This is a genomic window from Chryseobacterium sp. JJR-5R (assembly GCF_034047335.1).
GTDB lineage: Bacteria > Bacteroidota > Bacteroidia > Flavobacteriales > Weeksellaceae > Chryseobacterium.
The window spans coordinates 3562461-3586428 of sequence record NZ_CP139137.1; the positions used below are offsets into that span (position 1 = coordinate 3562461).

General features: G+C 41.4%; 22 protein-coding genes. 14 read left to right on the top strand and 8 right to left on the bottom strand.

The genetic code is table 11. From position 1 onward, the window contains the following. Positions 1–15: 15 nt before the first annotated feature. The 5 genes from SD427_RS15690 to sucC form a co-directional block, all read right to left on the bottom strand. Complete coding sequence (locus SD427_RS15690; protein WP_320558736.1) at positions 16–2220, bottom strand: reprolysin-like metallopeptidase; 2205 nt, start codon at positions 2218–2220, stop codon at positions 16–18. Between the two features lie 14 nt (positions 2221–2234). Beyond that, complete coding sequence (locus tag SD427_RS15695) at positions 2235–2684, bottom strand: hypothetical protein (protein ID WP_320558737.1); 450 nt, start codon at positions 2682–2684, stop codon at positions 2235–2237. A 90-nt stretch (positions 2685–2774) separates the two neighbouring features. Continuing rightward, a complete protein-coding gene (locus tag SD427_RS15700; protein WP_320558738.1) occupies positions 2775–2984 on the bottom strand; it encodes a hypothetical protein in 210 nt (69 codons plus the stop codon). A 68-nt stretch (positions 2985–3052) separates the two neighbouring features. After that, positions 3053–3280 (bottom strand): hypothetical protein, encoded by a 228-nt coding sequence (locus SD427_RS15705; RefSeq protein ID WP_320558739.1) that lies wholly within the window; start codon positions 3278–3280, stop codon positions 3053–3055. A 184-nt stretch (positions 3281–3464) separates the two neighbouring features. Next, positions 3465–4655: an ADP-forming succinate--CoA ligase subunit beta gene (gene sucC / locus SD427_RS15710; protein WP_320558740.1), complete on the bottom strand. Its 1191-nt coding sequence runs from the start codon at positions 4653–4655 to the stop codon at positions 3465–3467. A 402-nt stretch (positions 4656–5057) separates the two neighbouring features. Between sucC and SD427_RS15715 the strand changes: the two genes are divergently transcribed. Genes SD427_RS15715 through SD427_RS15725 form a run of 3 tightly spaced genes read left to right on the top strand, consistent with a single transcriptional unit; the run spans position 5058 to position 9441 of the window. Then, positions 5058–6722 carry a peptidase domain-containing ABC transporter gene (locus tag SD427_RS15715; RefSeq protein WP_320558741.1) on the top strand — a complete coding sequence of 555 codons (1665 nt, stop codon included), beginning with the start codon at positions 5058–5060 and terminating at the stop codon, positions 6720–6722. Positions 6723–6734: 12 nt separating this feature from the next. Further along, positions 6735–8054, top strand: a complete 1320-nt coding sequence (locus SD427_RS15720) for an HlyD family secretion protein (RefSeq protein ID WP_320558742.1) — start codon at positions 6735–6737, stop codon at positions 8052–8054. Then, positions 8038–9441, top strand: coding sequence for a TolC family protein (locus tag SD427_RS15725; protein ID WP_320558743.1), 1404 nt, complete (start codon positions 8038–8040; stop codon positions 9439–9441). Before SD427_RS15720 ends, SD427_RS15725 begins: the two co-directional genes overlap by 17 nt. Positions 9442–9715: 274 nt before the next feature. Here the strand turns inward: SD427_RS15725 and SD427_RS15730 are convergent, their stop codons facing one another. Next, positions 9716–10102 (bottom strand): DUF423 domain-containing protein, encoded by a 387-nt coding sequence (locus tag SD427_RS15730; RefSeq protein ID WP_320558744.1) that lies wholly within the window; start codon positions 10100–10102, stop codon positions 9716–9718. 354 nt (positions 10103–10456) lie between these two features. Next, positions 10457–11788 (bottom strand): hydroxymethylglutaryl-CoA reductase, degradative, encoded by a 1332-nt coding sequence (locus SD427_RS15735; RefSeq protein WP_320558745.1) that lies wholly within the window; start codon positions 11786–11788, stop codon positions 10457–10459. A 147-nt stretch (positions 11789–11935) separates the two neighbouring features. On the opposite strand from SD427_RS15735, the gene SD427_RS15740 reads away from it, so the two are divergent. From SD427_RS15740 to htpG, 10 genes are all read left to right on the top strand, one after another. Next, positions 11936–13195, top strand: coding sequence for a putative DNA modification/repair radical SAM protein (locus SD427_RS15740; RefSeq protein WP_320558746.1), 1260 nt, complete (start codon positions 11936–11938; stop codon positions 13193–13195). Between the two features lie 7 nt (positions 13196–13202). Continuing rightward, entirely contained in the window at positions 13203–13631 is a 429-nt protein-coding gene (locus SD427_RS15745) for a hypothetical protein (protein ID WP_320558747.1), read from the top strand. An 80-nt stretch (positions 13632–13711) separates the two neighbouring features. Further along, on the top strand, positions 13712–14470 hold the full coding sequence (locus SD427_RS15750) for a TIGR03915 family putative DNA repair protein (protein WP_320558748.1): 759 nt from the start codon (positions 13712–13714) through the stop codon (positions 14468–14470). Between the two features lie 217 nt (positions 14471–14687). Next, positions 14688–15563 (top strand): DUF4846 domain-containing protein, encoded by an 876-nt coding sequence (locus SD427_RS15755; RefSeq protein ID WP_320558749.1) that lies wholly within the window; start codon positions 14688–14690, stop codon positions 15561–15563. A gap of 83 nt (positions 15564–15646) precedes the next feature. After that, positions 15647–16633, top strand: coding sequence for a 6-phosphofructokinase (gene pfkA, locus SD427_RS15760; RefSeq protein ID WP_320558750.1), 987 nt, complete (start codon positions 15647–15649; stop codon positions 16631–16633). 31 nt (positions 16634–16664) lie between these two features. Continuing rightward, the gene (gap, locus tag SD427_RS15765; protein ID WP_320558751.1) at positions 16665–17675 is read left to right on the top strand and encodes a type I glyceraldehyde-3-phosphate dehydrogenase; all 1011 of its coding nucleotides are present in this window, start codon (positions 16665–16667) and stop codon (positions 17673–17675) included. An 84-nt stretch (positions 17676–17759) separates the two neighbouring features. Beyond that, on the top strand, positions 17760–18224 hold the full coding sequence (locus SD427_RS15770; RefSeq protein WP_320558752.1) for a hypothetical protein: 465 nt from the start codon (positions 17760–17762) through the stop codon (positions 18222–18224). 144 nt (positions 18225–18368) lie between these two features. After that, entirely contained in the window at positions 18369–19550 is a 1182-nt protein-coding gene (locus SD427_RS15775; RefSeq protein WP_320558753.1) for an oxygenase MpaB family protein, read from the top strand. A gap of 321 nt (positions 19551–19871) precedes the next feature. Beyond that, positions 19872–20879, top strand: a complete 1008-nt coding sequence (recA, locus tag SD427_RS15780) for a recombinase RecA (RefSeq protein WP_320558754.1) — start codon at positions 19872–19874, stop codon at positions 20877–20879. Positions 20880–21176: 297 nt separating this feature from the next. Beyond that, on the top strand, positions 21177–23069 hold the full coding sequence (gene htpG, locus SD427_RS15785) for a molecular chaperone HtpG (RefSeq protein ID WP_320558755.1): 1893 nt from the start codon (positions 21177–21179) through the stop codon (positions 23067–23069). Between the two features lie 177 nt (positions 23070–23246). Here htpG and SD427_RS15790 read toward each other — a convergent pair whose 3' ends face one another. After that, positions 23247–23543 (bottom strand): MGMT family protein, encoded by a 297-nt coding sequence (locus tag SD427_RS15790; protein ID WP_320558756.1) that lies wholly within the window; start codon positions 23541–23543, stop codon positions 23247–23249. Positions 23544–23692: 149 nt separating this feature from the next. Between SD427_RS15790 and SD427_RS15795 the strand changes: the two genes are divergently transcribed. Then, positions 23693–23839: a hypothetical protein gene (locus tag SD427_RS15795; RefSeq protein ID WP_320558757.1), complete on the top strand. Its 147-nt coding sequence runs from the start codon at positions 23693–23695 to the stop codon at positions 23837–23839. The last annotated feature ends 129 nt before the right edge of the window (positions 23840–23968 follow it).

Consider the following 23968-nt stretch of genomic DNA (forward strand, 5'->3'; position numbering starts at 1 on the left):
GGGTATAGCGGGTTTCTATTTTTTAATCATCAGTTTTTCAGAAAAACGTTCTCCGTTGTCAAGAACCACTGAAATAATATAGTTTCCGTTCAGCAGTCCGTTAACTTTTATCTTTGTTTCACCTGTGAAGTTCCCGTTTGTGATTAATCTTCCTGAAGCATCAAACAAGGTATAACCTGCTTTTTGCGAAGCATTCTTTAATACAATATTCACTGTATCATGAGACGGATTCGGATAGATTGAAAAACTCTTCACATTTGTTTCAGCAGTTGCGAGTACCACCTGTGTAATTGCAAAACCTGAAGAGTTAAGTGCATAATAAATATTATCCGCAGCTTTTACCATAATTCTTGCAGAAGCCACATTTTCATTCGGAAGTGTTACAGTAGCCGATCCGGTATTAGGAACACTTGCTGCCAGAACCGTAGGGAATGTAAGTCCGCCGTCTTTAGACAGTAAAACCGTTACATTCTGTGTATTGACAGGCGGTACATTGGTCCCGGCAACATTCCAGGTTACCGGTACAGCGGAACCGCCGTTCAGTACAGCTCCGCCTGCTGCCTGTGATGTTACTGTAAAAGGCCCGTCATCGGTAACATTTACCACCATCGCATCTCTTGCAGCCTGATTGCCGGTTGCTTTATTATCATTAACAACAAGAGAGAAATTCAGTGTTCTTGCCACAGCCGGGGTTACTTCCCATTTCGGAACCAGATTGTTCGCTACTACAGAACTCAGCATCGGGAAATACCTTGACGGAGAAGCTGTCGGAGTGAATGAGCGGTAAACAGGCCCGGCTGTGGCTGTGGAAAGCGGAGGCTGTGTACTGTTGGTATTATCATACTGCTCCCATAAATAGGTCAGCGAATCCCCGTCCGGATCGGTACCGGTCCCTGTCAGGACAAAAGCAGTACCTTTCGGGATGCTGTAGTCCGGTCCCGCATCTGCTGCAGGCACTGAATTACCATTACTGTTTTTAACAGAACAGTCATTCGCTCTTTTCAGGACATTGTACATTTCTATCACGCTGGCTGCATGAAAATAAGCATCACTTGTGTTTTTCACATTATTATTGGCTCCGCAGATCCCTGCATACGCCATAATGGTGCTTCCGCTGCCGGGCTCAAAAGCTGTATTGTTATTGGCATTGCCCTGACAGGAAGATGTGGCCGCCCTGAAGGTATGGTTGGCTCCGAACTGGTGCCCGATTTCATGGGCAACGTAATCGATATCAAAAGGATCTCCCACAGGGGCACCGGAACCGGTTACTCCCCTGGCTTTGCTGCCGGAAATACAAACCACGCCTAATCCCGCCAGTCCGCCGCTGTTGGTTCCGAAAACGTGACCGATATCGTAGTTGGCAGATCCGATAATTGAGGTAACACTGGTCTGGTTCTCATTGATCATCGCTCCCGGATTTCCGTTAGTGAAAGGGTCTGAAGCAGCATTTACATGAACGAGAAGGTTATTGTTGGCCACCATGACCATGGTTGTGGAGATTGTTTTTTCATAAATTCCGTTAACCCGCGCCATGGTAGTAGCCATTGCAGCCATCGCCCCAGCTACGGTTCCGCCGTGAAAAGAAGTATACTCTCCTGTCGCAGACAGTGCCAGCCTGTAGGTCCTGAATAATCCGTCTGAAACCAACGGTGCTTTGCCTGCCTCACCGCTATTTTTCATCTGATCCAGGGCGTCTTCTATATGGCACTCAAAAAGCCTGTTGTTTTCCGGCAGGTCTTTTCTCTTGTAGATCATGAAAGATGAGTTGTCTTTGGCATAACGGTCAAGATAGCTTACTTCCCACTGATCAAAATACATAATGCTGATCCCGTTTTCCGGGGTAATGCTGAAACGGATGGTATTTTCCGGATGCCCTTTCTGCCAGCCTGTATACGAACGGATTTCCGAGAATTTTGCCTGCAGTTCCGGCTCCATCACAGATGCTTCCTGAATAATATAATTTCTTATATTCCCGTCTGCATCAGGAAATTTAATGACCAGGCTTTCGTCCGTGGAAAAACGCTGCGGAGCATTTTTAAGGTCAGCTTTAATTTTTTCCAGATCCAGTTGGTACAGGGAAAAAGTTTTTGGAACCGTCCATCTTGGCTGAAGGTTTTCTTTTACGGTCCTGTCGTCTTTCAGTTTAGACCAGTAGTTTTGCTGGCCGAAGCCGTGGGCTGCCATGAGCAGGCACGAGAGAATAAATGTTTTTGTTTTCATGAAATTATTTATCGTTAATATATTGTGATGACGTTTTTAAAATTAACATGACCTGTCAGTTTCAGGAAAATATTAGGCGGGACCCGGCTGTCCCTGTCAAAATCCGGATTATCAAATGCCGATATTTTTATGTAGAGGGTATCATGATCTATGCTTACCGAATCAACGGAAACATCATTGGAATTTTTCAGTTCAGGCTTTATGATGAGGTAAGTCTCATTTTCGCTGACTGCAGGAATCGGAGAAAACCTGTTCCCGACATTTTTCTTATGAATCAGATTAAAAACCTCATCCATCGTTTTCTGGGAACTGATGATCAGGAATTCTTTCCGGGTTAAGTTAAAAGGATAATGGTATTTGTCTTCAAATGGAATTTCTTTACCCGCAGGCATGGTTTTGCTGCCGGCAACCTGAGACTGGCAATTAAGGAGTATCAACAGAAAAAAATACAGTATGCCTCTCATTTAAAATCCCTTTTTGTAAAAATAGGGAATTTTAAAATGCATCAGTTTTTTTTAACATAAAACATACCCGGTTTTGAAACAGCTATCTTTTTAATGACGATATTTCACGGCATTGCTTTCCGGTTTGCAAATTTCAGCTATGGAATCATTTTCAGGCATTACCATCTCGCCCATTACAAAATTTTGATTTTCAATCTGATCTGTCTCTGTCTCTGTCTCTGTCTCTGTTTCCGTTACCTTAACACTTCCGGTGGTTGCACAGGCTTCTTTCTGCTTTGAACAGCCTGTAAAAAAAATCAATAATAAAATAACTGCTGTTATTCTGTTACTCCGGAAATTTTCAGGAATACCGGCGAGAAACCGTGCTTCTAACTGCTCAGACTTATCACGACTATGCAATTGATGGATATGGAATCTTCCGCAGATGGTTTCATTCTCATTTCTTTTTTCAATGAAATCTGCTGAATTTCCTCCGGGTGTTTGTCACTAAAGTCTATGACACATTTGCTGCAGGCAGAGCAAAACCTTCCTTTTTCCTGAAGAGACATTATTCTCCAGTTTTCTGAACACGCATTCGGGATCTGAATATTTTTCATCGGCTGTTATTTATAGTTCCGTTTAAATTTTGTGGTGTTCGCAAGCTTATTACCTAATTATTTAAAGATACAGGATTCGGTCTTATCTGAGTTTATAAAGAATTTAATTTAAAAATTATTTATGTCTAAAACAAAAAACCGTCTCAAAAAATGAAACGGTTTAAATATAGATCAGGTTTTAGTCTTAGGCTAAAACTTCTTTTACTTTGTTGGCTGCTTCTTCTAAAGTAATGGCAGAATGTACAGGAAGACCTGACTCGTCAATTAATCTTTTAGCCTCAACAGCATTGGTTCCCTGTAGTCTTACGATCAACGGAACCGGAAGGCTTCCCATTGCTTTGTAAGCGTCTACAACCCCTTGTGCTACCCTGTCACATCTTACGATACCTCCGAAGATATTGATCAGGATTGCTTTTACGTTAGGATCTCTCAGGATAATCCCGAAAGCAGTCTGTACTCTTGCAGCATCGGCAGTACCACCAACGTCCAGGAAGTTCGCCGGGTTACCACCGGATAATTTGATGATATCCATGGTTGCCATTGCAAGACCGGCACCGTTTACCATACAGGCAACGTTACCGTCTAATTTAACGAAGTTAAGACCTGCATCGCCCGCTTCTACATCCATAGGATCTTCTTCTCTCGTATCCCTTAATTCAGCCAGGTCTTTGTGACGGAACAATGAATTGTCATCCAGTGTTACTTTGGCATCAACGGCAATGATTTTATTATCTGAAGTCTTCAATACAGGATTGATCTCAAAAAGAGAAGCATCAATGCCTGTATAAGCGTTATATAAAGAGACAATGAATTTTGTAAATTCTTTAAAAGCGTTTCCTTCAAGACCCAGGTTGAAAGCGATTTTTCTTGCCTGGAACCCCTGAAGGCCTAAAGCAGGATCAATGATTTCCTTATGGATCAAATGAGGGGTTACCTCAGCAACATGCTCAATATCCATACCGCCTTCCGTAGAATATACGATGGTATTTTTACCTTCAGCTCTGTCTAAAAGAATAGAAACGTAAAATTCTTTAGTTTCAGTTTCTCCCGGATAATATACATCCTCTGCAACCAATACGGAATTTACCAGTTTACCTTCAGCAGAAGTCTGTGGAGTGATCAGCTGCATCCCGATAATGTTCTGAGCGTTTTCTTTAAGCTTATCCATATTCGGGGAGAACTTTACACCGCCGCCTTTACCACGGCCACCTGCGTGGATCTGTGCCTTTACCACCCATCCCTGAGCTCCTGTTTCAGCAGTCAGTCTTTCAGCAGCCGCTACAGCTTCGTCTACGTTGTTTGCTACGAAACCGCGTTGGATAGCCACTCCGTACTTTGATAAAATCTCTTTTGATTGATACTCGTGAAGATTCATATTATTTTTATTATTTTATTTTAATCGTTAAAGGTTGACAAATTTACTAAAAATGAATAAGGTTAAAAAGAAATTGTCAAACTTTTAACGGATTCAGCCTGTTTAATTCCAATCTTACTCCGGTATGCACCGGTGGATACAGACCTATTACCGGTATCGTCTGAATTATCCGATGTCAAACGGGTATTATTTCTAATCATATTTTAATGGGATTCTAATCTGCCGGATTTTTATTAGTATATTCCACCCACTATCTTTGCATCATAAAACCACAAAAATAATTCACTGAATCTAAGTAAAATAAAGCTTATGGAATAGTCATTGCTAAGCAGACCTAAAACCCATTGGTTTGCTCATCATAAAACCCTTAATAAAAACACAGTCTTAACAAAAATGAAGGAAATGGAAATAACGGCCGGTGAACAGGGCAAAAGGCTCATCCGCTACATTACAAAAGAAAAAAAAGATGTTACCAATATTTATTTTTATGCTATTCTTAACGGCCTGGTGCAGCTGAGTGTTCCATTAGGGATACAGTCTATCGTAAGTTTCGTTATGGGGGCAACAATGGCCACATCCATTTACATACTTATCTTCTTTGTGGTGATCGGTACCTGGCTTGTGGGTTACTTCAGGCTGAAGATTATACAGATCATTGAAAAGATACAGCAGAAGATCTATGTTGAGTTCTCCATGGCCATTGCAGAAAAAATTCCCAAAATAGACCTTTCCTATGCAAGGAAATATTACCTTCCGGAGCTGGTTAACCGTTTCTTCGATATCCAGAACCTTCAGAAAGGAATATCTAAAATCCTGCTGGAAATCCCTACGGCGCTTATCCAGATTTTTTTCGGGATTCTCCTGCTTTCCTTTTACCATCCGTGGTTTCTGGCCTTCGGAGCACTGGTCATCATCTGTGTGGTGCTCATTTTTGCTTATACCATGGAAAGCGGTATAAAATCCAGTATTGAAGAAAGTGACAGAAAATACAATACCGCTGCCTGGCTTGAAGATGTTGCCGGTTCGGTAAAAACATTTAAGATGCACGCCGGAAGCGAAGGCCATCTGAAAGGCACCGATGACAGGGTGGTTGAATATCTGGACCACAGGACTTCGCATTTCAGGGTCTTGGTTTTTCAATATAAGACCATTATCGCATTTAAGGTAATCATCACGCTTGCCATGCTGGTGATAGGAACTTACCTGTTGATTAACCAGCAGCTTAATATCGGGGCATTTATTGCAACGGAAATTGTCGTACTGAGCATTATGGCGGCCGTTGAAAAGCTTATCGTGAGCCTTGAAAGCTATTATGACATTATTGCTTCTTTTGCGAAACTGTCTAAAATCACCGATCTTAAGGAAGAAAATAACGGCGACATTGTATTTTCACAGAAAGATAAAGGTGCCGAAATCGAGTTTAAGGAAGTAAACTTTGCATTTAACGACAGCATTCCTATCCTCTCCGACCTCAACTTTAAAATACAGCATAACAGCATCAATGTGATCACCGGAAAACTGGGAGCCGGCAAATCACTGCTCCTCAATATGGTTGCCGGTTTTTATGAACCTACTTCCGGGACCATTCTGTTTGATAAAATCCCGCTGAAAAACATTGATAAGATGCAGATGAGGAATACCATCGGGCTTTACCTTGAAAATATGAGGATCGTCCAGGGAACCGTGCAGGACAATATCCTGCTGGGAAATACTACGAATAATACGGAAGACATCCTGGAACTTTCCGAAAGCATAGGGCTGGAAAACATACCAAGCCTCTTCAGCAAGGGATTTTTTACCGAAATCAGTGAGACTGACCCTGAAATAAGCTTTAGCTCCAAGAAGAAGATCCTTCTCCTGCGTGCACTGTTAGGAGACAAAAGGCTGATCATTCTGGAAGATCCTTTTTCCGGCATGAATGCAGAATTTAAGGTTAAGATGATGCACTACCTGCAGCAGATCAGGGAAAAATCGACGGTTATTATTGTTTCCCATGACCAGGACATCCTGCAGGCGGCAGACCAGCAGATCCTTATGGAAGGCGGCACATCAAGAATCGTATTATAAAAATTCAACACAATGACAATGAAACTGAAATCATTTGATAAAATATATCATATCCATAAAAAATCCAGTGTAAAAAAATGGTTTCTGATCTTTTTGGCAGGAGGGCTCATTACTCTGTTTCTACCGTGGACACAGAACATCAAGGTAAGAGGAAACGTTACGTCCTTGTATCAGGAACAGCGCCCGCAACAGCTGAACTCCCCTATCCCGGGACGGATCATCAAATGGAATGTGAAAACAGGAGATTATGTAAAGAAAGGAGATACGCTCCTCCAGCTTTCGGAAATCAAAGATGATTACTTAGATCCGCTTTTGGTACAGCGAACCGAGGAACAGGTGGAAGCCAAGAGAGGCGTACGGGATTATTATGAAGCGAAGGTGGGAACAACAAGGAGCCAACTGCAGGCACTGAATGCATCAAGGGATCTTAAACTGAGCCAGCTGAAAATAAAAATCAGCCAGCTCAATAACAAGCTTTCCGGTGAAGAAGCCGAACTGGCAGCTGCAAAAAATGAGCTCAGCCTTTCCGAAGACCAGTTTGCAAGACAGAAAAAAATGTACGACGAAGGGCTCGTTTCGCTTACCCAGTTCCAGCAGCGAAGCATTTCTTACCAGAATGCTGTGGCTAAAAAAACCGCTTACGAAAATAAAGTGGCCCAGACCCGCCAGGAAATCATGAACACTGGCATCGAACAAAGCTCCGTCATTCAGGATTATACCGAGAAACTGAGCAAAACCGAGGGAGAAAGATTCCAGAGTATGGGACAGATCGAAGGAAGCGAAGGAGATATTGCCAAGCTGGAGAACCAGATGGCGAACTACAAAGCAAGACAGGGCCTGTATTTTATCCTGGCTTCACAGGACGGACAGGTCGTTCAGCTCAATAAGGCAGGAATCGGGGAAGTCCTGAAAGAGGGCGAAAATATTGGAACCATTGTTCCGACTACGGTGGATTATGCCGTGGAAATGTACATCAAGCCGGTAGACCTCCCGCTGATAAAAGAAGGGCAGCGCATGATGTGTATTTTCGACGGGTTTCCGGCAATTGTATTTTCCGGATGGCCCAATTCCAGCTATGGGACATTTGCCGGCAAAGTGGTGGCCGTGGAAAGCAACATCAGCATGAACGGACTGTTTAAGGCCCTGATCATAGAAGATAAAAATGAAAAAAAGTGGCCGCCAAAAATTAAAATGGGAACCGGTGTACAGGGAATCGCCATCCTGAACGATGTACCGATCTGGTATGAACTGTGGAGGAACATCAACGGGTTCCCGCCGGATTACTATGAGGTAAAAAATGAAAAAGCAGGCAAAGATGAAAAAGCAAAATAAAATTATTTTTATGCTCGTCTTCTTTTTTTTTCAATACGGTTTTTCGCAGGATTCGCTTAGGATTTCGGCTCAGGAATTCATTTCGGTAGTCAGGAATTTCCATCCTTTAGCCTTGAAATACAGGCTTCAGAACAAAATTGCCGAATCGGAAATTACCCGGGCAAGAGGAAACTTCGATCCTGTACTGGCAGGAAAGCTAGGCGAAAAAAACATAGACGGGACAAAATATTATGAACAGAAAAATATTGAGTTGGGAATCCCCACATGGTATGGGATTGATCTTACGACGAGCTACAATTACCTCGACGGTGAAAAACTGAACCCGAGTGATACCAGAGGCGGGCTCTACCAGTTTGGGATTACTGTTCCCCTCGCCAAAAACCTTTTATACGACAGGCGGAGGGCTGTGCTGGACCAGGCAAAGTTTGCCCTGAAAATGACGGAAGCGGAACAGGCTGTGCTGACCAACGACCTTCTTCTGGAGGCGGAAAATACCTATTGGGAATGGGTACAGAGCTTTGAAGTTTATCAGCTGCAGGCAAAAGCGGTGAAAATCAACAGAAACCGTCTGGACCTTACCCGTAAAACCCTCGAATACGGCGAAAGACCTGCCATCGATACGGTAGAAGCCTTATCCCAGCTGCAGAGCTTTGAGCTCCAGCAGCAGGAAGCATACCTGACTTTTGTAAAGAATACCCAGCAGCTGCAGATGTATTTATGGAACGACAATCAGGAATTTTACGAAATTTCCCGGCTTATTTTCCCTGCTGACCGGCTGACCGACCATCCGGCATATTCCGAATTCGAATTCCTGATCCGGGATGTTGAAAACAGGAGGACCGATAACCATTTTTCCATCCTGTATTACAACCAGAAAAACAATATCCTGGAAAGCGAGCGCCGCCTGAAATGGCAGAGCTTCCTGCCGAAACTGGATTTTACCTATAATTTCTTCAACAAGGAAAATTACCGGGCAGACTACCTCCCGCTGTTCGACAATAATTTCCAGTATGGCTTAAAGCTTGAAATCCCGCTGTTCCAACGGGAAGCCCGTGCGGGCTATGAAATTGCCAAGATCAAAATCAGCCAGAACCGGCTGGATACCCGGCTGAAGATCCGCGAGATCGATACCAAGATCGAAACCTATAAGAATGAAATCCTGAACTATTATACCCAGATCAATTTTTCAGAAAACAACCTTTTGAATTACCGGAAGCTCCTTAATGCAGAAGAAACGCGGTATAATAATGGAGAAAGTTCCCTTTTCCTGATCAATACCCGGGAAAATAAAGTGATTGATGCACAGGAAAAACTGATTTCCACCAGGGCAAAATTCCTTAAGAGCTTCAATAAGCTGAAATGGATGAAAGAAAATTTCTCTTTTTAAAAACGGTTAAGATACTGTAGTATCTGAAATACCCAGACCAAACCCTTGTTGGTTTTTCTTGGTTTTCCATAACAAGTCTGTTTTGTGTAAACTTATTTTAGGACAGGACAAGCTTAATAAAAAAGTTCAGGAAGATATCCTGAACTTTTATTTTATTTAAACCTGTTCTTCTTCAGCAAATATTCTGATTGAGAGCCTGTAAAAGTAATCTCTGGAGCCGCCTTAATGGTTCAGTTTTCCGGAATTGAAATCCAGCAGACTGAATAATTGAGGACTAAATCCTGTTTTTGGCAAAATAGAAAATCAGCATTCCCCAGCTCAGGATCATAAACAGACCTCCAAGCGGAGTAAGTGGGCCTAAAAATTTCAGGTTCATTCCAAAATAATCCTGCAGGCTCAATCCGTAAATGCTGAACGAGAACAGCATGGTTCCGACAATCATCAAAATAGAAATCCATTTTTGCGACGAGGTATCAAATTTTAAAATATACCCGACGATCAGCAAAAAGAAAGCGGCATACATCTGATATCTTACGCCTGTTTCAAAGCTTTCCAGCCTCTCCACAGACAGAATTTTCTTTAAAGCATGCGCGCCGAACGCACCCAAAATAACGGACAGCATTCCGTATACGGCACCAAAAATTAGCGTAATTGTTTTCATTGTATTTAATTATAATTTTCAAATTACGAATTACGCAGCTGTAATAAAGGCTCAAATTATGATTGATATAACCAGCACTTTCCTTTCGTAATTTATTTTAATATTCCTAATTTTATTTTAAGTGTTTTCTGAATAAGACCGATGATTCCTGGCAGTGACACCAGCGCAGTTCAACAAACAATCTGTTTTGATTTTTCTAAACAAGAAAAGGCTTTAAGCATTTTATCCGGTAAATTGTTTCACGCATCTCTCTATATGAAACGGTTATTTTCATGATCAGAATGCTTTGACTGAAAAACATGATCCTTTTCATTTTTAAAGCGTAATTCGTAATTTCTGATTGATTATTAATTATTAATTACTTCCTCTCAAACGGTTAAACTCACTGATCACCTCGTGATGCGTTACCGTTTTATCTTTAAAGTATGTTACAAAATGCTGTTTCTCTTCTTCGGTGGCACCCATCTGGTTTAAAATATTCAGCAGGTGCATTTTCATGTGCCCTTTCTGGATTCCGGTAGTCACCAGGGAACGCAGGGCCCCGAAATTCTGGGCAAGGCCGGAAACCGCAAGGATACTCATAAGTTCCTGGGCAGAAGGCTTTCCGAGAAGTGCCAGAGAGAATTTTACCAAAGGATGCAGGTTCGTCAGCCCGCCCACTACCCCTACGGAAATAGGAAGGTCAATCCAGAACCTGAAAATACCGTTATCCGTAGTACAGTGCGACAAAGAGCTATATTTCCCGTCTCTCGCGGCATACGCATGGGCACAGGCTTCAGTTGCCCTGAAATCATTTCCTGTAGCGATAACCACAGCATCCACCCCGTTCATAATTCCCTTATTATGAGTAGTTGCGCGGAATGGCTCAATCTCGGCGATGTCTACCGCCTGTTTGAACTTCCATGCAAATTCTTCATTGGAAATCCCGCTGTCATCTTTTAAATCTTCAATCTTACAGGAAACCTCAGCCCTTACGATGCAATCGGGCGTAAAGTTGGAAAGGATATTCATGACAATCTGCAAAGAGTTCTTTTCTTCCTGCGTAAAATCTCCGGTAACGGCCACTTCCTGTTTCAGGGTTTTTCCAAACTGCTCCAGACAGGAATTAATAAAGTTTGCGCCCATGGAATCTACCGTGTCAAAACTGGCTTTAAGCTGGTAATAGTTCGGCATCTCGGAAGTTTTATCCACCAATTTAATATCTAAAATCCCTCCGCCGCGGTTTCTCATGTTGGTGGTGATGGCTTCCGTAGCTTCCAGTAATTTTTTCTTCAGTTTAAAATTGAAAAAGTGGAGCAGCTTATGGGCTTCGACATTAAAAATAAAATGGGTATGCCCCAGTTTTTCATTGTTGATGATGGTGGTCTTAAAACCTCCTTTATCGATCCAGAATTTCGCAGCTTTTGAAGCAGCAGCCACCACGGAGCTCTCTTCCACGGCCATAGGAAGGGCAAATAACTTCCCGTCAATCAGAAAATTAGGGGCAATCCCGTAAGGCATATAGAAGTTGGAAATGGTGTTTTCTGAAAATTCATCATGGAGTTTCTGAAGTTCAGGGTTTCCGTTCCTGTACTGGTTTAAAATGTGCTGATATTCGGTATTTCCTTCAAGGTATTCGGCAACAAGCCAGTTGATTTTCCCCTGTTTATCGAGCTTGGAAAAACCTTCAATCGGTTGGTGATTCATAGTATAACTTTAATGAATCGTAAATATAGTGATTTTATGACTTTCAGTTGTTGATAACTTCAATCAAAAAAGATTGATTTTTATCAATTTTGGGCTTACATTTGAATAGTTTCTAAGATCTAAAATTAACATTTTCAATTCCATCATATGAATTTTGACCGCCTCAAAGAAAAACTCGAAATCCTTGCTGATGCAGCGAAATATGATGTTTCCTGCTCATCCAGCGGAGGCACGAGAAAAAGTAAAAAAGGCGCATTGGGAGACAGTTCTGCAAGCGGAATCTGTCATACCTACACGGAAGACGGGCGGTGTGTCTCGCTTCTCAAAATCCTGTTGACCAACCACTGTATTTATGACTGTGCCTATTGTGTTTCAAGAAGTTCGAATGATATCAAGAGAGCAGCGTTTACGGTGGAAGAGGTAGTTGATGTAACCATTAATTTTTACCGCAGAAATTATATCGAAGGCCTGTTTTTAAGCTCAGGGATTTTTAAAAATGCCGATACCACGATGGAACGCCTGGTAAGAGTGGCAAAAAAACTACGGCTGGAAGAAAACTTCAACGGATATATCCATTTAAAATCAATTCCGGGTGCCAGCGATGAACTGATGCAGGAAGCAGCGCTGTATGCAGACAGGCTGTCAATCAACATTGAAATCCCTACGGAAAGCGGACTGAAACTTCTGGCTCCTGAAAAAAACCGACAGGACATGCTCAATCCCATGAAATATATCCAGAACGGGATTGCCCAATACAAGGATGAAAAGAAAATTTTCAGGAAAGTCCCGAAATTTGCTCCGGCAGGACAGTCTACCCAGATGATCGTAGGTGCCACCAATGAAAATGATTTACAGATAATAAAAGTTGCTGATCATTTCTATAAAAATTTCAATTTAAAAAGAGTTTATTATTCCGGTTATGTTCCTGTTCTGGAAGATAAGAGGCTGCCTTCATTAACAACTGAAGTCCCGATGCTCCGTGAAAACAGGCTATACCAGTCAGACTGGCTGATGAGGTTTTACGGTTTTAAAGCAGAAGAAATCCTTGATCCGAATATGCCGTTCCTTGACCTGGAAGTGGATCCTAAAATGAGCTGGGCTTTAAGGCACCTTGACCAGTTCCCTGTTAATCTGCAGACGGCAGACTACCAGATGATTTTAAGAATTCCGGGTATTGGTGTGAAAACAGCCAAAAAGATTGTCGGCGCAAGACGTTTCCAGGTACTCACCATGGATCATCTGACAAAATTAGGAGCTGCAGTAAACCGGGCCAAATATTTTATTGACTTTAATGCAGGCAACGCTTACCTGAGGTATTTAACGGATAAAAATTTCAGAAAACTGATCATCGGGGGAAGCTCTTCCAAATTCCATAACCAGTTTTCCCAGCAGCTCACCTTATTTTAATTTAATCGTGAAAACAAAAAAAGCGTTTAGATACAGTGAACAAAAAATAAGGGATACTGATAAAGCTCTTTTGAAATTTTCCCAAAAATTTATGTCGAATTCAAAATGGATCAGATTAATTGAAGCTATCATTGAGAATTCCCAGGAATTTAAGAAAATTCTGTTTAAGAAAATTCAAAATGAAAAAATTGGAGTACTGTATCTTGATGAAAATAGTATTTTTGAATTTGATTATTGGAAGACTGCTTTTGAAGGAAACAATTCTGTTAATGACTGGCTCGAATACAGAGAAATTGAATACCTTATTTTTCAGAAGACTGCCGATTCCAGGACAAATCAGGATGTGGAAAAAATTTCAGCCGTTATAAAAAGTGCTGGTGAATTTTATTTGGAATCAGATGAGCATGAATTAAAGCTTATTTGTTATAAAGAATGATTTCAATAACAGATTTATCATTCCTGAATAAGAAGAGTAATTAACTAATTTTCAAATCATATCACTTTCAAATTAAACTCATGACCACCCTACTCTATGACGGAAGCTTCGACGGACTTTTCACTGCGGTATTCGAAGTTTTTGAATACCGTTATAAAGAGGCGGAAATTATCAGCAGGGAACGCTTCCACCAGGAAAATATTTTTGCAGAAATACATGATGTGATTACGCAGAATGATAAATCCGAACGCGTATTGAATAAACTGGAACAGAACATCGGCAAATCCGGGATTCATGAACTGCTGAAAGTGTATTTATCGGAAGAACCGGATTCAGAGCAGCTTATTTTATCGACAGTACAGCAATCAGTCAAACATCCGGATAAAAATATCCTACAGAATTATGCCGACAGTGATATTTTAAAAATTTCCAAGATCTGCAAATCCGTAAACCGGGAACGGCACCGGATGACCGCTTTTGTAAGGTTTGAAAAAATGCAGGATGAAGTTTTCTTTGCAAAGATCGATCCCGATTTCAATGTACTCCCTCTGATCCGGAAGCATTTCAAAGACCGTTACCAGGACCAGAAATGGATGATTTATGACCTTAAAAGAAACTATGGAATTCTTTATGACCTGGAAACCTGCGATTTCTTTTATCCGGACGAAAAATTAGACTTAAACAAGTATCAGCAAAAGTTCCATGATGAAGAAACGCAATATCAGACGCTCTGGCAGCGCTATTTTACGAAAACCAATATTGTGGAAAGGAAAAACCTGAAACTGCATATCCAGCATGTGCCGAGAAGGTACTGGAAGTATCTGACAGAGAAATGGTAGCGGTTAATTTTATCTGTAATAAAGTGAAATTTTACGGTCTGGGAAACTTTTGGTGAAAATTAAAGCTAATTCCCAAAACTTGTGCGAATTTGCCGTTTGTTGTTCGGTATTAAATGGGTCTCGTGCTTTGGGCTGTAGGAATTTTTAATACGTTAAATTTCATTTTTTTTAACGTCCCATTGGAAACTTTTATATCTTTCAATAAGATTAAAGCCACATGAAAAGAATTATTTGGGTAGTGATTTTTATTGCTGTCGTAAGCTGCAACGGTGACAAAATCCCATCAAAATCCCATATTGAAAATAAAAGTTCCGAGACTTCCGGTCCACAGGATATAATTCAGATTAACAAAGATAAAAATACCATCCGGGAAAGATTTTCTCCTCCTGAAGGCTATAAATGGGTGGAAGAAAAGCCAGGTTCTTTCGGCTATTTTATTGAGAACTTTAAGCTGAAACCGTATGGGAGCCGGATTTTAAAATATGACGGAACTCCGATTACTGTCCAGCATCTCCATGAAGCTGTTTTCGATATTGATACCGGAACGAAGGACCTGCAGCAGTGTGCCGATGCCGTGATCCGCCTGAGAGCAGAATATTTGTGGGCAGCCGGGGAATCTGATAAGGTCATCTTTCATTTTACCAGCGGTGACCCGGTTTCATGGAATGATTATAAAAGCGGGAAAAGGGCTTTTGTAAATGGCAACTCTGTTAGTTTCAGGAAAACATCCGGATTTGATGATTCATATGAAAATTTCAGGAATTATCTGGATCTGATTTTTAATTATGCAGGAACCATTTCATTGAACAAAGAAACAAAACCGGTTATTAAAAACACTGACCTTAAAACGGGAGACCTCCTGATTACACCGGGAAGTCCGGGACATGTGGTCTTTATTTCAGGCGTATGCCGCAATCAAAAAGGGGAAAGGCTCTTTTTACTGAGTGAAGGCTTTACCCCTGCACAATCCGTGCATGTTGTTTCCAATCCTTTCAACCGGGGAATTTCACCGTGGTATAATCTGGATGTTGACCGTCCGGAGACCAAAACGGCAAGATACATTTTCAAACCTGCCAATTTTAGGCAGTTTTAATGATTTGTATTTAAAACTCTTGTTAAGTTACTGCCTGTATCTGAACTTGTTTTTGTAAATTTGTGTTTGAAATTTTTTACCAGATGAAAGAAAGTGCTGTAAAAAAAATTGCGGTTCTTACCTCAGGAGGCGATTCTCCGGGTATGAATGCAGCATTAAGAGCGGTCGTAAGAACCGCCAATTATTATCATGTTGAATGTTACGGAGTACGTGAAGGCTATAACGGCCTTATCAACGGTGATTTCCTGAAAATGGGTCCCCGTTCCGTAAAAAATATAATCAACCAGGGCGGAACGATTCTGAAATCTGCCAGATCCATGGAGTTTAAAACTGCAGAAGGCAGGAAGAAAGCTTATGACAATTGTGTAGCGCTCGGTATTGACGGACTGGTCTGTATCGGCGGAGACGGGACATTTACAGGAGCCAAAATCTTTAACGAGGAATTCGGAATCCGGGTTATCGGCGTTCCGGGGACTATCGATAATGATATTTTCGGGACTGACAATACCATCGGCTATGACACGGCACTGAATACGGCCATGGAAGCCATTGACAAGATCCGTGATACAGCTACTTCGCATAACCGGGTTTTCTTTGTGGAAGTAATGGGCCGTGATGCAGGGTTTATCGCTTTAAACAGCGGATTGGCAGCCGGAGCTTTGGACATTTTGATCCCGGAAAGGAAAGACAGTATTGATGAACTGTTCGCCAATTTCAGGAATGCGGAAAAGACCGGAAAAGCATCAAGCATTGTTGTAGTAGCTGAAGGTGAAAAATTAGCCAACATCTACGAACTGGCAGAAAAAACAAAAAAGGAATTCCCGGATTATGACATCCGCGTGGCAATTCTGGGCCATATCCAGAGAGGCGGTTCCCCAAGCTGCGCAGACCGGGTGCTGGCGAGCAGGCTAGGCTACGGCGCAGTAACCGGATTAATGGAAGGACAAACCAATGTAATGGCCGGCATGCGATCCAACGACCTGGTTTATACACCGATTGAGGAAGCCATTAAAAAACACAACGAAATCAACAAGGATCTTTTGCTGATTTCGGAAATTTTAGCAATCTAATATTTTTTAATATAATTTAAAACAAACTATTATGTCAACAATCAAAGTAGGTATCAACGGGTTTGGTAGAATCGGACGTCTTGTATTCAGAGCAATGACTGAAAGAGATAATATCGAAGTAGTAGGAATCAATGACCTGATTAATGCAGAATATATGGCGTATATGCTTAAATATGATTCTGTACACGGTGTTTTTCCGGGAGAAGTTTCTGTAGAAGGAAACGATCTTGTGGTAAACGGAAAAAAAATCAGGGTAACTGCTGAAAGAGACCCGAATAACCTGAAGTGGAATGAAATCGGAGCTGATTATATCGTTGAATCTACAGGTTTATTCTTAGATAAAGAAAACGCTGCAAAGCACATTAACGCCGGTGCCAAAAAGGTAATCCTTTCCGCTCCGTCCAAAGATGACACACCGATGTTCGTAATGGGAGTAAACCACAATGAGCTTACCGACGATATCAAAATTTTATCCAATGCTTCCTGTACCACCAACTGTTTAGCTCCGCTGGCAAAAGTAATCCATGATAACTTCGGGATTGAAGAAGGCCTTATGACAACGGTACACGCCACAACGGCAACCCAGAAAACGGTTGACGGTCCTTCAATGAAAGACTGGAGAGGAGGAAGAGCGGCACTGAACAACATCATCCCTTCTTCTACAGGTGCTGCCAAAGCGGTAGGAAAAGTAATCCCTGCACTGAACGGAAAACTGACAGGTATGTCTTTCAGAGTGCCTACGGTTGATGTTTCTGTAGTAGATTTAACGGTAAGGTTAGAAAAGGAGACTTCTTACGAAGAAATCTGTGCTGCCATCAAATCTGCTTCTGAAGGGGAATTAAAAGGTATTTTAGGCTACACTGAAGATGCAGTGGTTTCCCAGGATTTTGTAGGGGATAAGAGAACTTCCATCTTCGATAAGGATGCAGGTATCATGCTGTCTCCTAAATTCGTAAAGCTTGTTTCATGGTATGACAACGAGATGGGATATTCCAACAAATTAGTTGATATGCTGATCCATGCTGCTTCTTTAACCAAATAATAAGTAACGGCAATCCATCATACAAACCTTCCGGATCCGGAAGGTTTTTTTTGTATCATTAAATTTGTTATTTTTGATACAGATATGGATTCAGGAATATTTCAGGAAAAATCAGGCTTTCCAAAGGCCTTTGCCATTCTTCTCATCTTTCAGGCTGTAGTGGGGAGCTTTATCCTTATGAAGCATAAGGAATCGCCTTTAATCGTCATCCTCATCACGATTCCGCTAACTTTACTGTTCTTATTTTCTGTTTTAAAATTAAACCTTAACCCGCAGTATTTTGAATATTATTTTTTCCCTTTTGCATTTAGACCGAAAAAAATCAGATGGGATGAAATTAAAGAAATACAATTCGTTCATACAGATCCTGTTTCAGATTTCGGGGGATGGGGTGTCAGGCTGTCGAGGAAATATGGAAAAGCCTTTATCACAGGCAGCCGGGAGATCATCTTCCTCAAGCTGAAAGACGGAAAAAAGAGGTCTTTCTCCATAAAAGATAAGGAAAAGCTGGCGGCATTTTTAGAGAAAAACAACATCCCGTATCAATAAACGATTGAAGATCCATTCGAGTTGAATAATCTCATGATTAAGTTTATCATCCAGTTTAAAGTTGCTTTATAGTTCAACTGATAAATTTCACGGCTCCGTTTCGGCGTAAAACTTGTAATTTTATCTTTAATGGAGAAAAAGATAATGCAACCGCGATTTAAAGATTCACCTCATTTTAAGAATTTCTGGACGAAAGGCAACGGCAGACAGCTGATTGAGTTTTCCGGTGCGGAAGTCGGATTTGCAGATTTTGAAAAGTTTGCCCCTTACTTTTACCATGTAGACGAAACAGGTGATCAGGTGGTAAGGGATATCTATTTCACCAAAAATTTTCATGAAGCCTCCCGGGAAACCGAACAGTATATCCGTAACGGAGTTAATGAAAGCGATCTTGTCCCGGACAGTGTAAAAAAAATGTTTCTCCAGACCCAGAAAATCCCCGATTGGCTGGATGACAACCTACTCAGAAGCGGTGCAGAACTGTGTATGAGAAGCAATCTGGATGCGCTTATTTCACTTCGGGATTACTGCCTGATGGGCGGTTATGATTATGCTTACCTCAACAAACCGCTGATTATTACAGAAGCCTTAAAAAAAGGGGCCGTTAAAAGACTTTCGGAAACACTTGATTTCTGGGTAAACGCAACACGGTATAATGCACTGGAAGTTCATAAAAAGGGATATGAATTTGCTGTGAAAACCCGGCTGATCCATTCTTATGCAAGGCTGTCCATTAAAAAACATTATAAACAATGGAACACTGAAAACTGGGGCGAACCGATCAATTCCTGGGATATGATGGCCACTTACACCGGTTTCAGCCTGGTGTTTCTCCACAGCCTGCACAAGCTGGGAAATACGTTTTCAGACGATGAGGAAAAAGGGCTTTTCCACCTCTGGAAATATGTAGGGTATCTGCTGGGAATGCCTGAAAATCTTTTACCGGACAATAAGAAGGAGGCTACCGAATATTTTTACCTCTGGACTTCCATTCAGCCGCCGGCAGACAAGGATTCTGCCCTGCTTGCCTGTTCCCTATTAGATGAATCTCTTGAAAACCCTATTCTGAAGTATCAATTCCAGAGAAGAAACCTCCGTTACCTCCATATCTGCTGTACATGGTTCCTGCTTGATGATGAAGTGTGCAGAAGGCTTCAGATTCCGGAAGTCACCTATAGAAATGCCTTTCCCGAAATAAAAAGGGCCGTTAATAAAGTATATGACCGTATTGTCAGCCGCAAAGCCCGGATTAAAAAGGGAAATAAAGACCAGATGAAAGTCCTGCGTGATTATCTGAGGATTACGCAAAATTCAAATTTTCATTAATATTTCAGTAAAACGATTGACTGCTTTGCAGGAGGTGATTGTTAGCTTGGCAACTGTATTAAAAAACCTTAAGCAAAATCCTGCCGTTCTGGTTTTTAAAAGCAAAAAACATAAGAATATGAAATCGTTGAAATATACTGTTTTCTCCAGAGCAAAATCAATAATTGCATGGGTTATGTGAGTGTGAGTCATATACTTTACCGGATTATGAATATATTAAAAATTTATACTTTTTTTAACTATCAAAACAGCTTTTAATGGTATATAATATTAGTTTTTAAGTGTATTTTTTCGTAAATTTGATTATTAATTAAAAGACAGATGAGTAACATTGAAGATAAGAAAAAAGCACTTTCGCTGGTGCTTGACAAGTTAGATAAAACATACGGAAAAGGAACGGTAATGACATTAGGTGACAGTACCATTGACACGACCATTGAAGTTATCCCTTCCGGATCTCTGGGACTGGACATCGCTCTTGGAGTGGGTGGCTATCCGAGAGGAAGAATCATCGAAATTTACGGGCCTGAATCTTCGGGTAAGACAACATTGACACTCCATGCCATTGCAGAAGCCCAGAAAGCAGGCGGAATCGCTGCCTTTATCGATGCAGAGCATGCTTTTGACAGAGGTTACGCAGGAAAATTGGGAATCGATCTTGAAAACCTGATCATTTCCCAACCGGACAACGGTGAACAGGCTCTGGAAATCGCAGACAACCTGATCCGTTCAGGAGCAATCGATATCGTAGTGATCGACTCCGTTGCCGCACTGACTCCTAAAGCAGAGATTGAAGGTGAAATGGGAGATTCCAAAATGGGTCTTCATGCAAGGCTGATGTCCCAGGCTTTAAGAAAATTAACGGCTACGATTTCAAGGACAAAGTGTACGGTAATTTTCATCAACCAGCTTAGGGAAAAAATCGGTGTCATGTTCGGGAACCCGGAAACAACAACCGGTGGTAATGCATTGAAATTCTACGCTTCGGTGAGAGTGGATATCAGAAAGGCAAGTGCGCCGATTAAAAACGGTGATGAGGCGATAGGAAGCCGCGTAAAAGTGAAAATTGTGAAGAATAAAGTAGCTCCGCCTTTCAAAATGGCCGAATTTGACATTATGTATGGTGAAGGAGTTTCTAAAACCGGAGAAATCCTGGATCAGGCGGTAGAACAAGGAATCGTTAAAAAAAGCGGATCATGGTTCAGTTATGAGGAAACCAAACTCGGACAGGGACGTGACGCCGTGAAAGATGTTCTGAAAGACAACCCTGAGCTTGCGGAAGAACTGGAAAACAAGATCAAAGATGAATTGAAGAATAAGGTAAAATAAGTTTTTCAGAAATTATAACGAAGGCAGCTTTAGAGCTGTCTTTTTTTTGTAGGAAATGATCTGTGGATCACAGCAATACAATTCAAATAATCATTGATCACATCAACCTGGCAACAATCCATCAGCTGAATTTCAAAACAATAGACCAATCATTAAATTACTTCCATAACCTGCTGACCCTAAAGTTACTTATGAAAGACTATTCTTTACACTTTATACAAATAATGTCAAATTGTCACATTATGGAGATCGGTATTTTTTTTGAGAAGGTTAAGAAAATTAAAAACAAAAATTATTATGACTAAAGGAAATATCAATGTATCTGTGGAAAATATTTTTCCGCTTATCAAAAAATTTCTTTACAGTGACCACGAAATCTTTTTAAGAGAACTGATCTCCAATGCAACGGATGCTACTTTAAAATTAAAGCACCTGACAGGCATCGGGGAAGCAAAAACGGAGTACGGAAACCCGAAGATTGAAGTTAAGATAGATCAGGAAAATAAAACGCTTCGCATCATTGACCAGGGAATCGGGATGACGGCTGAAGAGGTTGAAAAATACATCAATCAGGTAGCATTTTCGGGTGCTGAAGAATTCCTGGAAAAATATAAAGATACGGCTAAAGATTCAGGAATTATCGGGCATTTCGGGCTTGGATTCTATTCTGCCTTCATGGTTGCAGAAAAAGTGGAAATCGTAACAAAATCTTATAAAGATGCACCGGCTGTTCGCTGGATCTGCGACGGCAGCCCGGAATTTACGCTGGAAGAAACAGCGGATAAAACGGAAAGAGGAACTGAAATTATCCTTTACATTGCAGAAGATTCCACAGAGTTCCTGGAAGAAGGAAAGATCCGTGAGCTGTTACTGAAATACAACAAATTCATGCCGGTTCCGATCAAATTCGGAACTAAAACCCACACGCTGCCATTGCCGGAAGATGCTGCCGAAGATGCAGTAGCAGAAACGGAGGAAGTAGACAATATCATCAACAACCCTACTCCGGCATGGACAATTGCTCCGAGTGAGCTTACGACTGAGGATTATATGAAGTTCTACCATGAGTTGTACCCAATGCAGTTTGAGGAGCCTTTGTTCAATATCCATCTGAATGTTGACTATCCTTTTAACTTAACCGGGGTATTATTCTTCCCGAAACTGAACAACAGCCTCAACATTGAAAAAGACAAAATCCAGCTGTACCAAAACCAGGTTTTCGTAACGGATGAAGTAAAAGGTATCGTTCCGGATTTCTTAATGCTTCTTCGCGGTGTAATCGATTCTCCGGATATTCCGCTGAATGTTTCCCGTTCGTATCTACAGGCAGATGGTGCGGTTAAGAAAATTTCTTCTTACATCACCAAGAAAGTGGCCGACAAAATGTCTTCCCTGATCAATGAAAACCGTGAGGACTATGAACAGAAATGGAATGATATTAAAGTGGTCATCGAATACGGCATTATCACCGAAGAAAAGTTTGCGGAAAAAGCCGATAAATTTACGCTTTACCCGACTACTGACGGAAAATATTTCCTATGGAACGAGTTAGAGGAAAAGATCAAGCCTAGCCAGACGGATAAGGACGGTAAGCTGGTTATTCTTTACGCTTCCAATGCTGACGAACAGCACAGTTATATCCAGTCGGCAAAGGATAAAGGCTATGAAGTACTGCTTTTTGATTCCCCGATTATCCCGCACGTTATCCAGAAACTGGAAAGTTCAAAAGACAACGTTTCATTTGTAAGAGTTGATGCAGACCACATCAATAACCTGATTAAAAAAGACGAGCCTGTTATTTCCAAATTAACGGAAACGGAAAAAGAATCCCTGAAAAAGAATGTGGAAGAAGCGGTAAATGATAAAAAGTTCACCGTTCAGCTGGAAGACCTTGACAGCACGGATGCCCCGTTTACCATCACCCAACCCGAATTTATGAGAAGGATGAAGGATATGCAGGCTACCGGAGGCGGAGGCGGTATGTTCGGCATGGGCGGTTTCCCTGAGATGTATAATCTGGTAGTGAACTCCAACAGTGAATTTGCGGATCAGATTCTGAAAACCGAAAATGCAGAAGAAAAAGAAAGCCTGATTAAATATGCCGTAGACCTGGCTAAACTTTCCCAGAATTTACTGAAAGGTAAAGATCTGACGGATTTTATCCAGAGAAGCTACCAGAAGCTTAAATAAGTTTTTAAAGGTATTTTTTGGTTTCGGCGGGGCTTTCAGCCCCGCCGAAACTTTTTATTGCCATCCGAAAGTTAATAATAATGTAAAATGAACAAATATGATCATTCCTTTTTAGCAATACTAATCTTATCTTACTCTGTATGCTGGGCTTTAAATTGTTTATTCGGGTTTAGCCTATTACAATTCATCCATCGGATTCCAGAACAATTTCTTAAAATCCTTAATCCTGAAATTCTCCACAATAATTCCTTCTGCTTCCAGCCTTTCCTGAAATTCGGGGACCGATAAAGTTCCGGAACCCGAAATCACCCGGTGGGCAGGCACATCTTGCGGGCAGCCTCCCATTGCTTTTCCTACGTGACGGGAATGATTCGGATAACCGACCGCTTTCGCAATGGCTCCGTAACTTGTAACTCTTCCTTCGGGTACCAGCCTGGTAATTTCCCATACCTGCCGTTTAAATATTTCGTTCATACTGACTCTTTTGCTTCTCTATTACTGGGAGAATAATCTAATCTCTATTTTTATCCTTCCGAATTTGACAATGGACCAGAATTCAGTTCTTCTTATGGTTTTGCACTGTTTTTGAATGAAATCTTATACTTCCATTAAAACATAAAGTTATGAAAAAATCAGTTTTCAGACTTCTGAATAAGATCAATAAAGCAGTACTGCCTAAATTAAGCGGTAAAGATCCTGCCAAACTGACCAAACTGCAGAAAGGGATTCTCGCATATCGTTATTTTGTGCTTATCAATTCCATGGACTGAATCGCGTGAGGGATATGCAGAGTGCAGGCGCAGCGGCAGTCCTGTTGCTCCTGCAACAAGGACCGGAACGAAGTGGAGCCCGGAGAAGCCCGGCCTGAACGAGCGAATGGAGCAAAGCGGAATGAACGA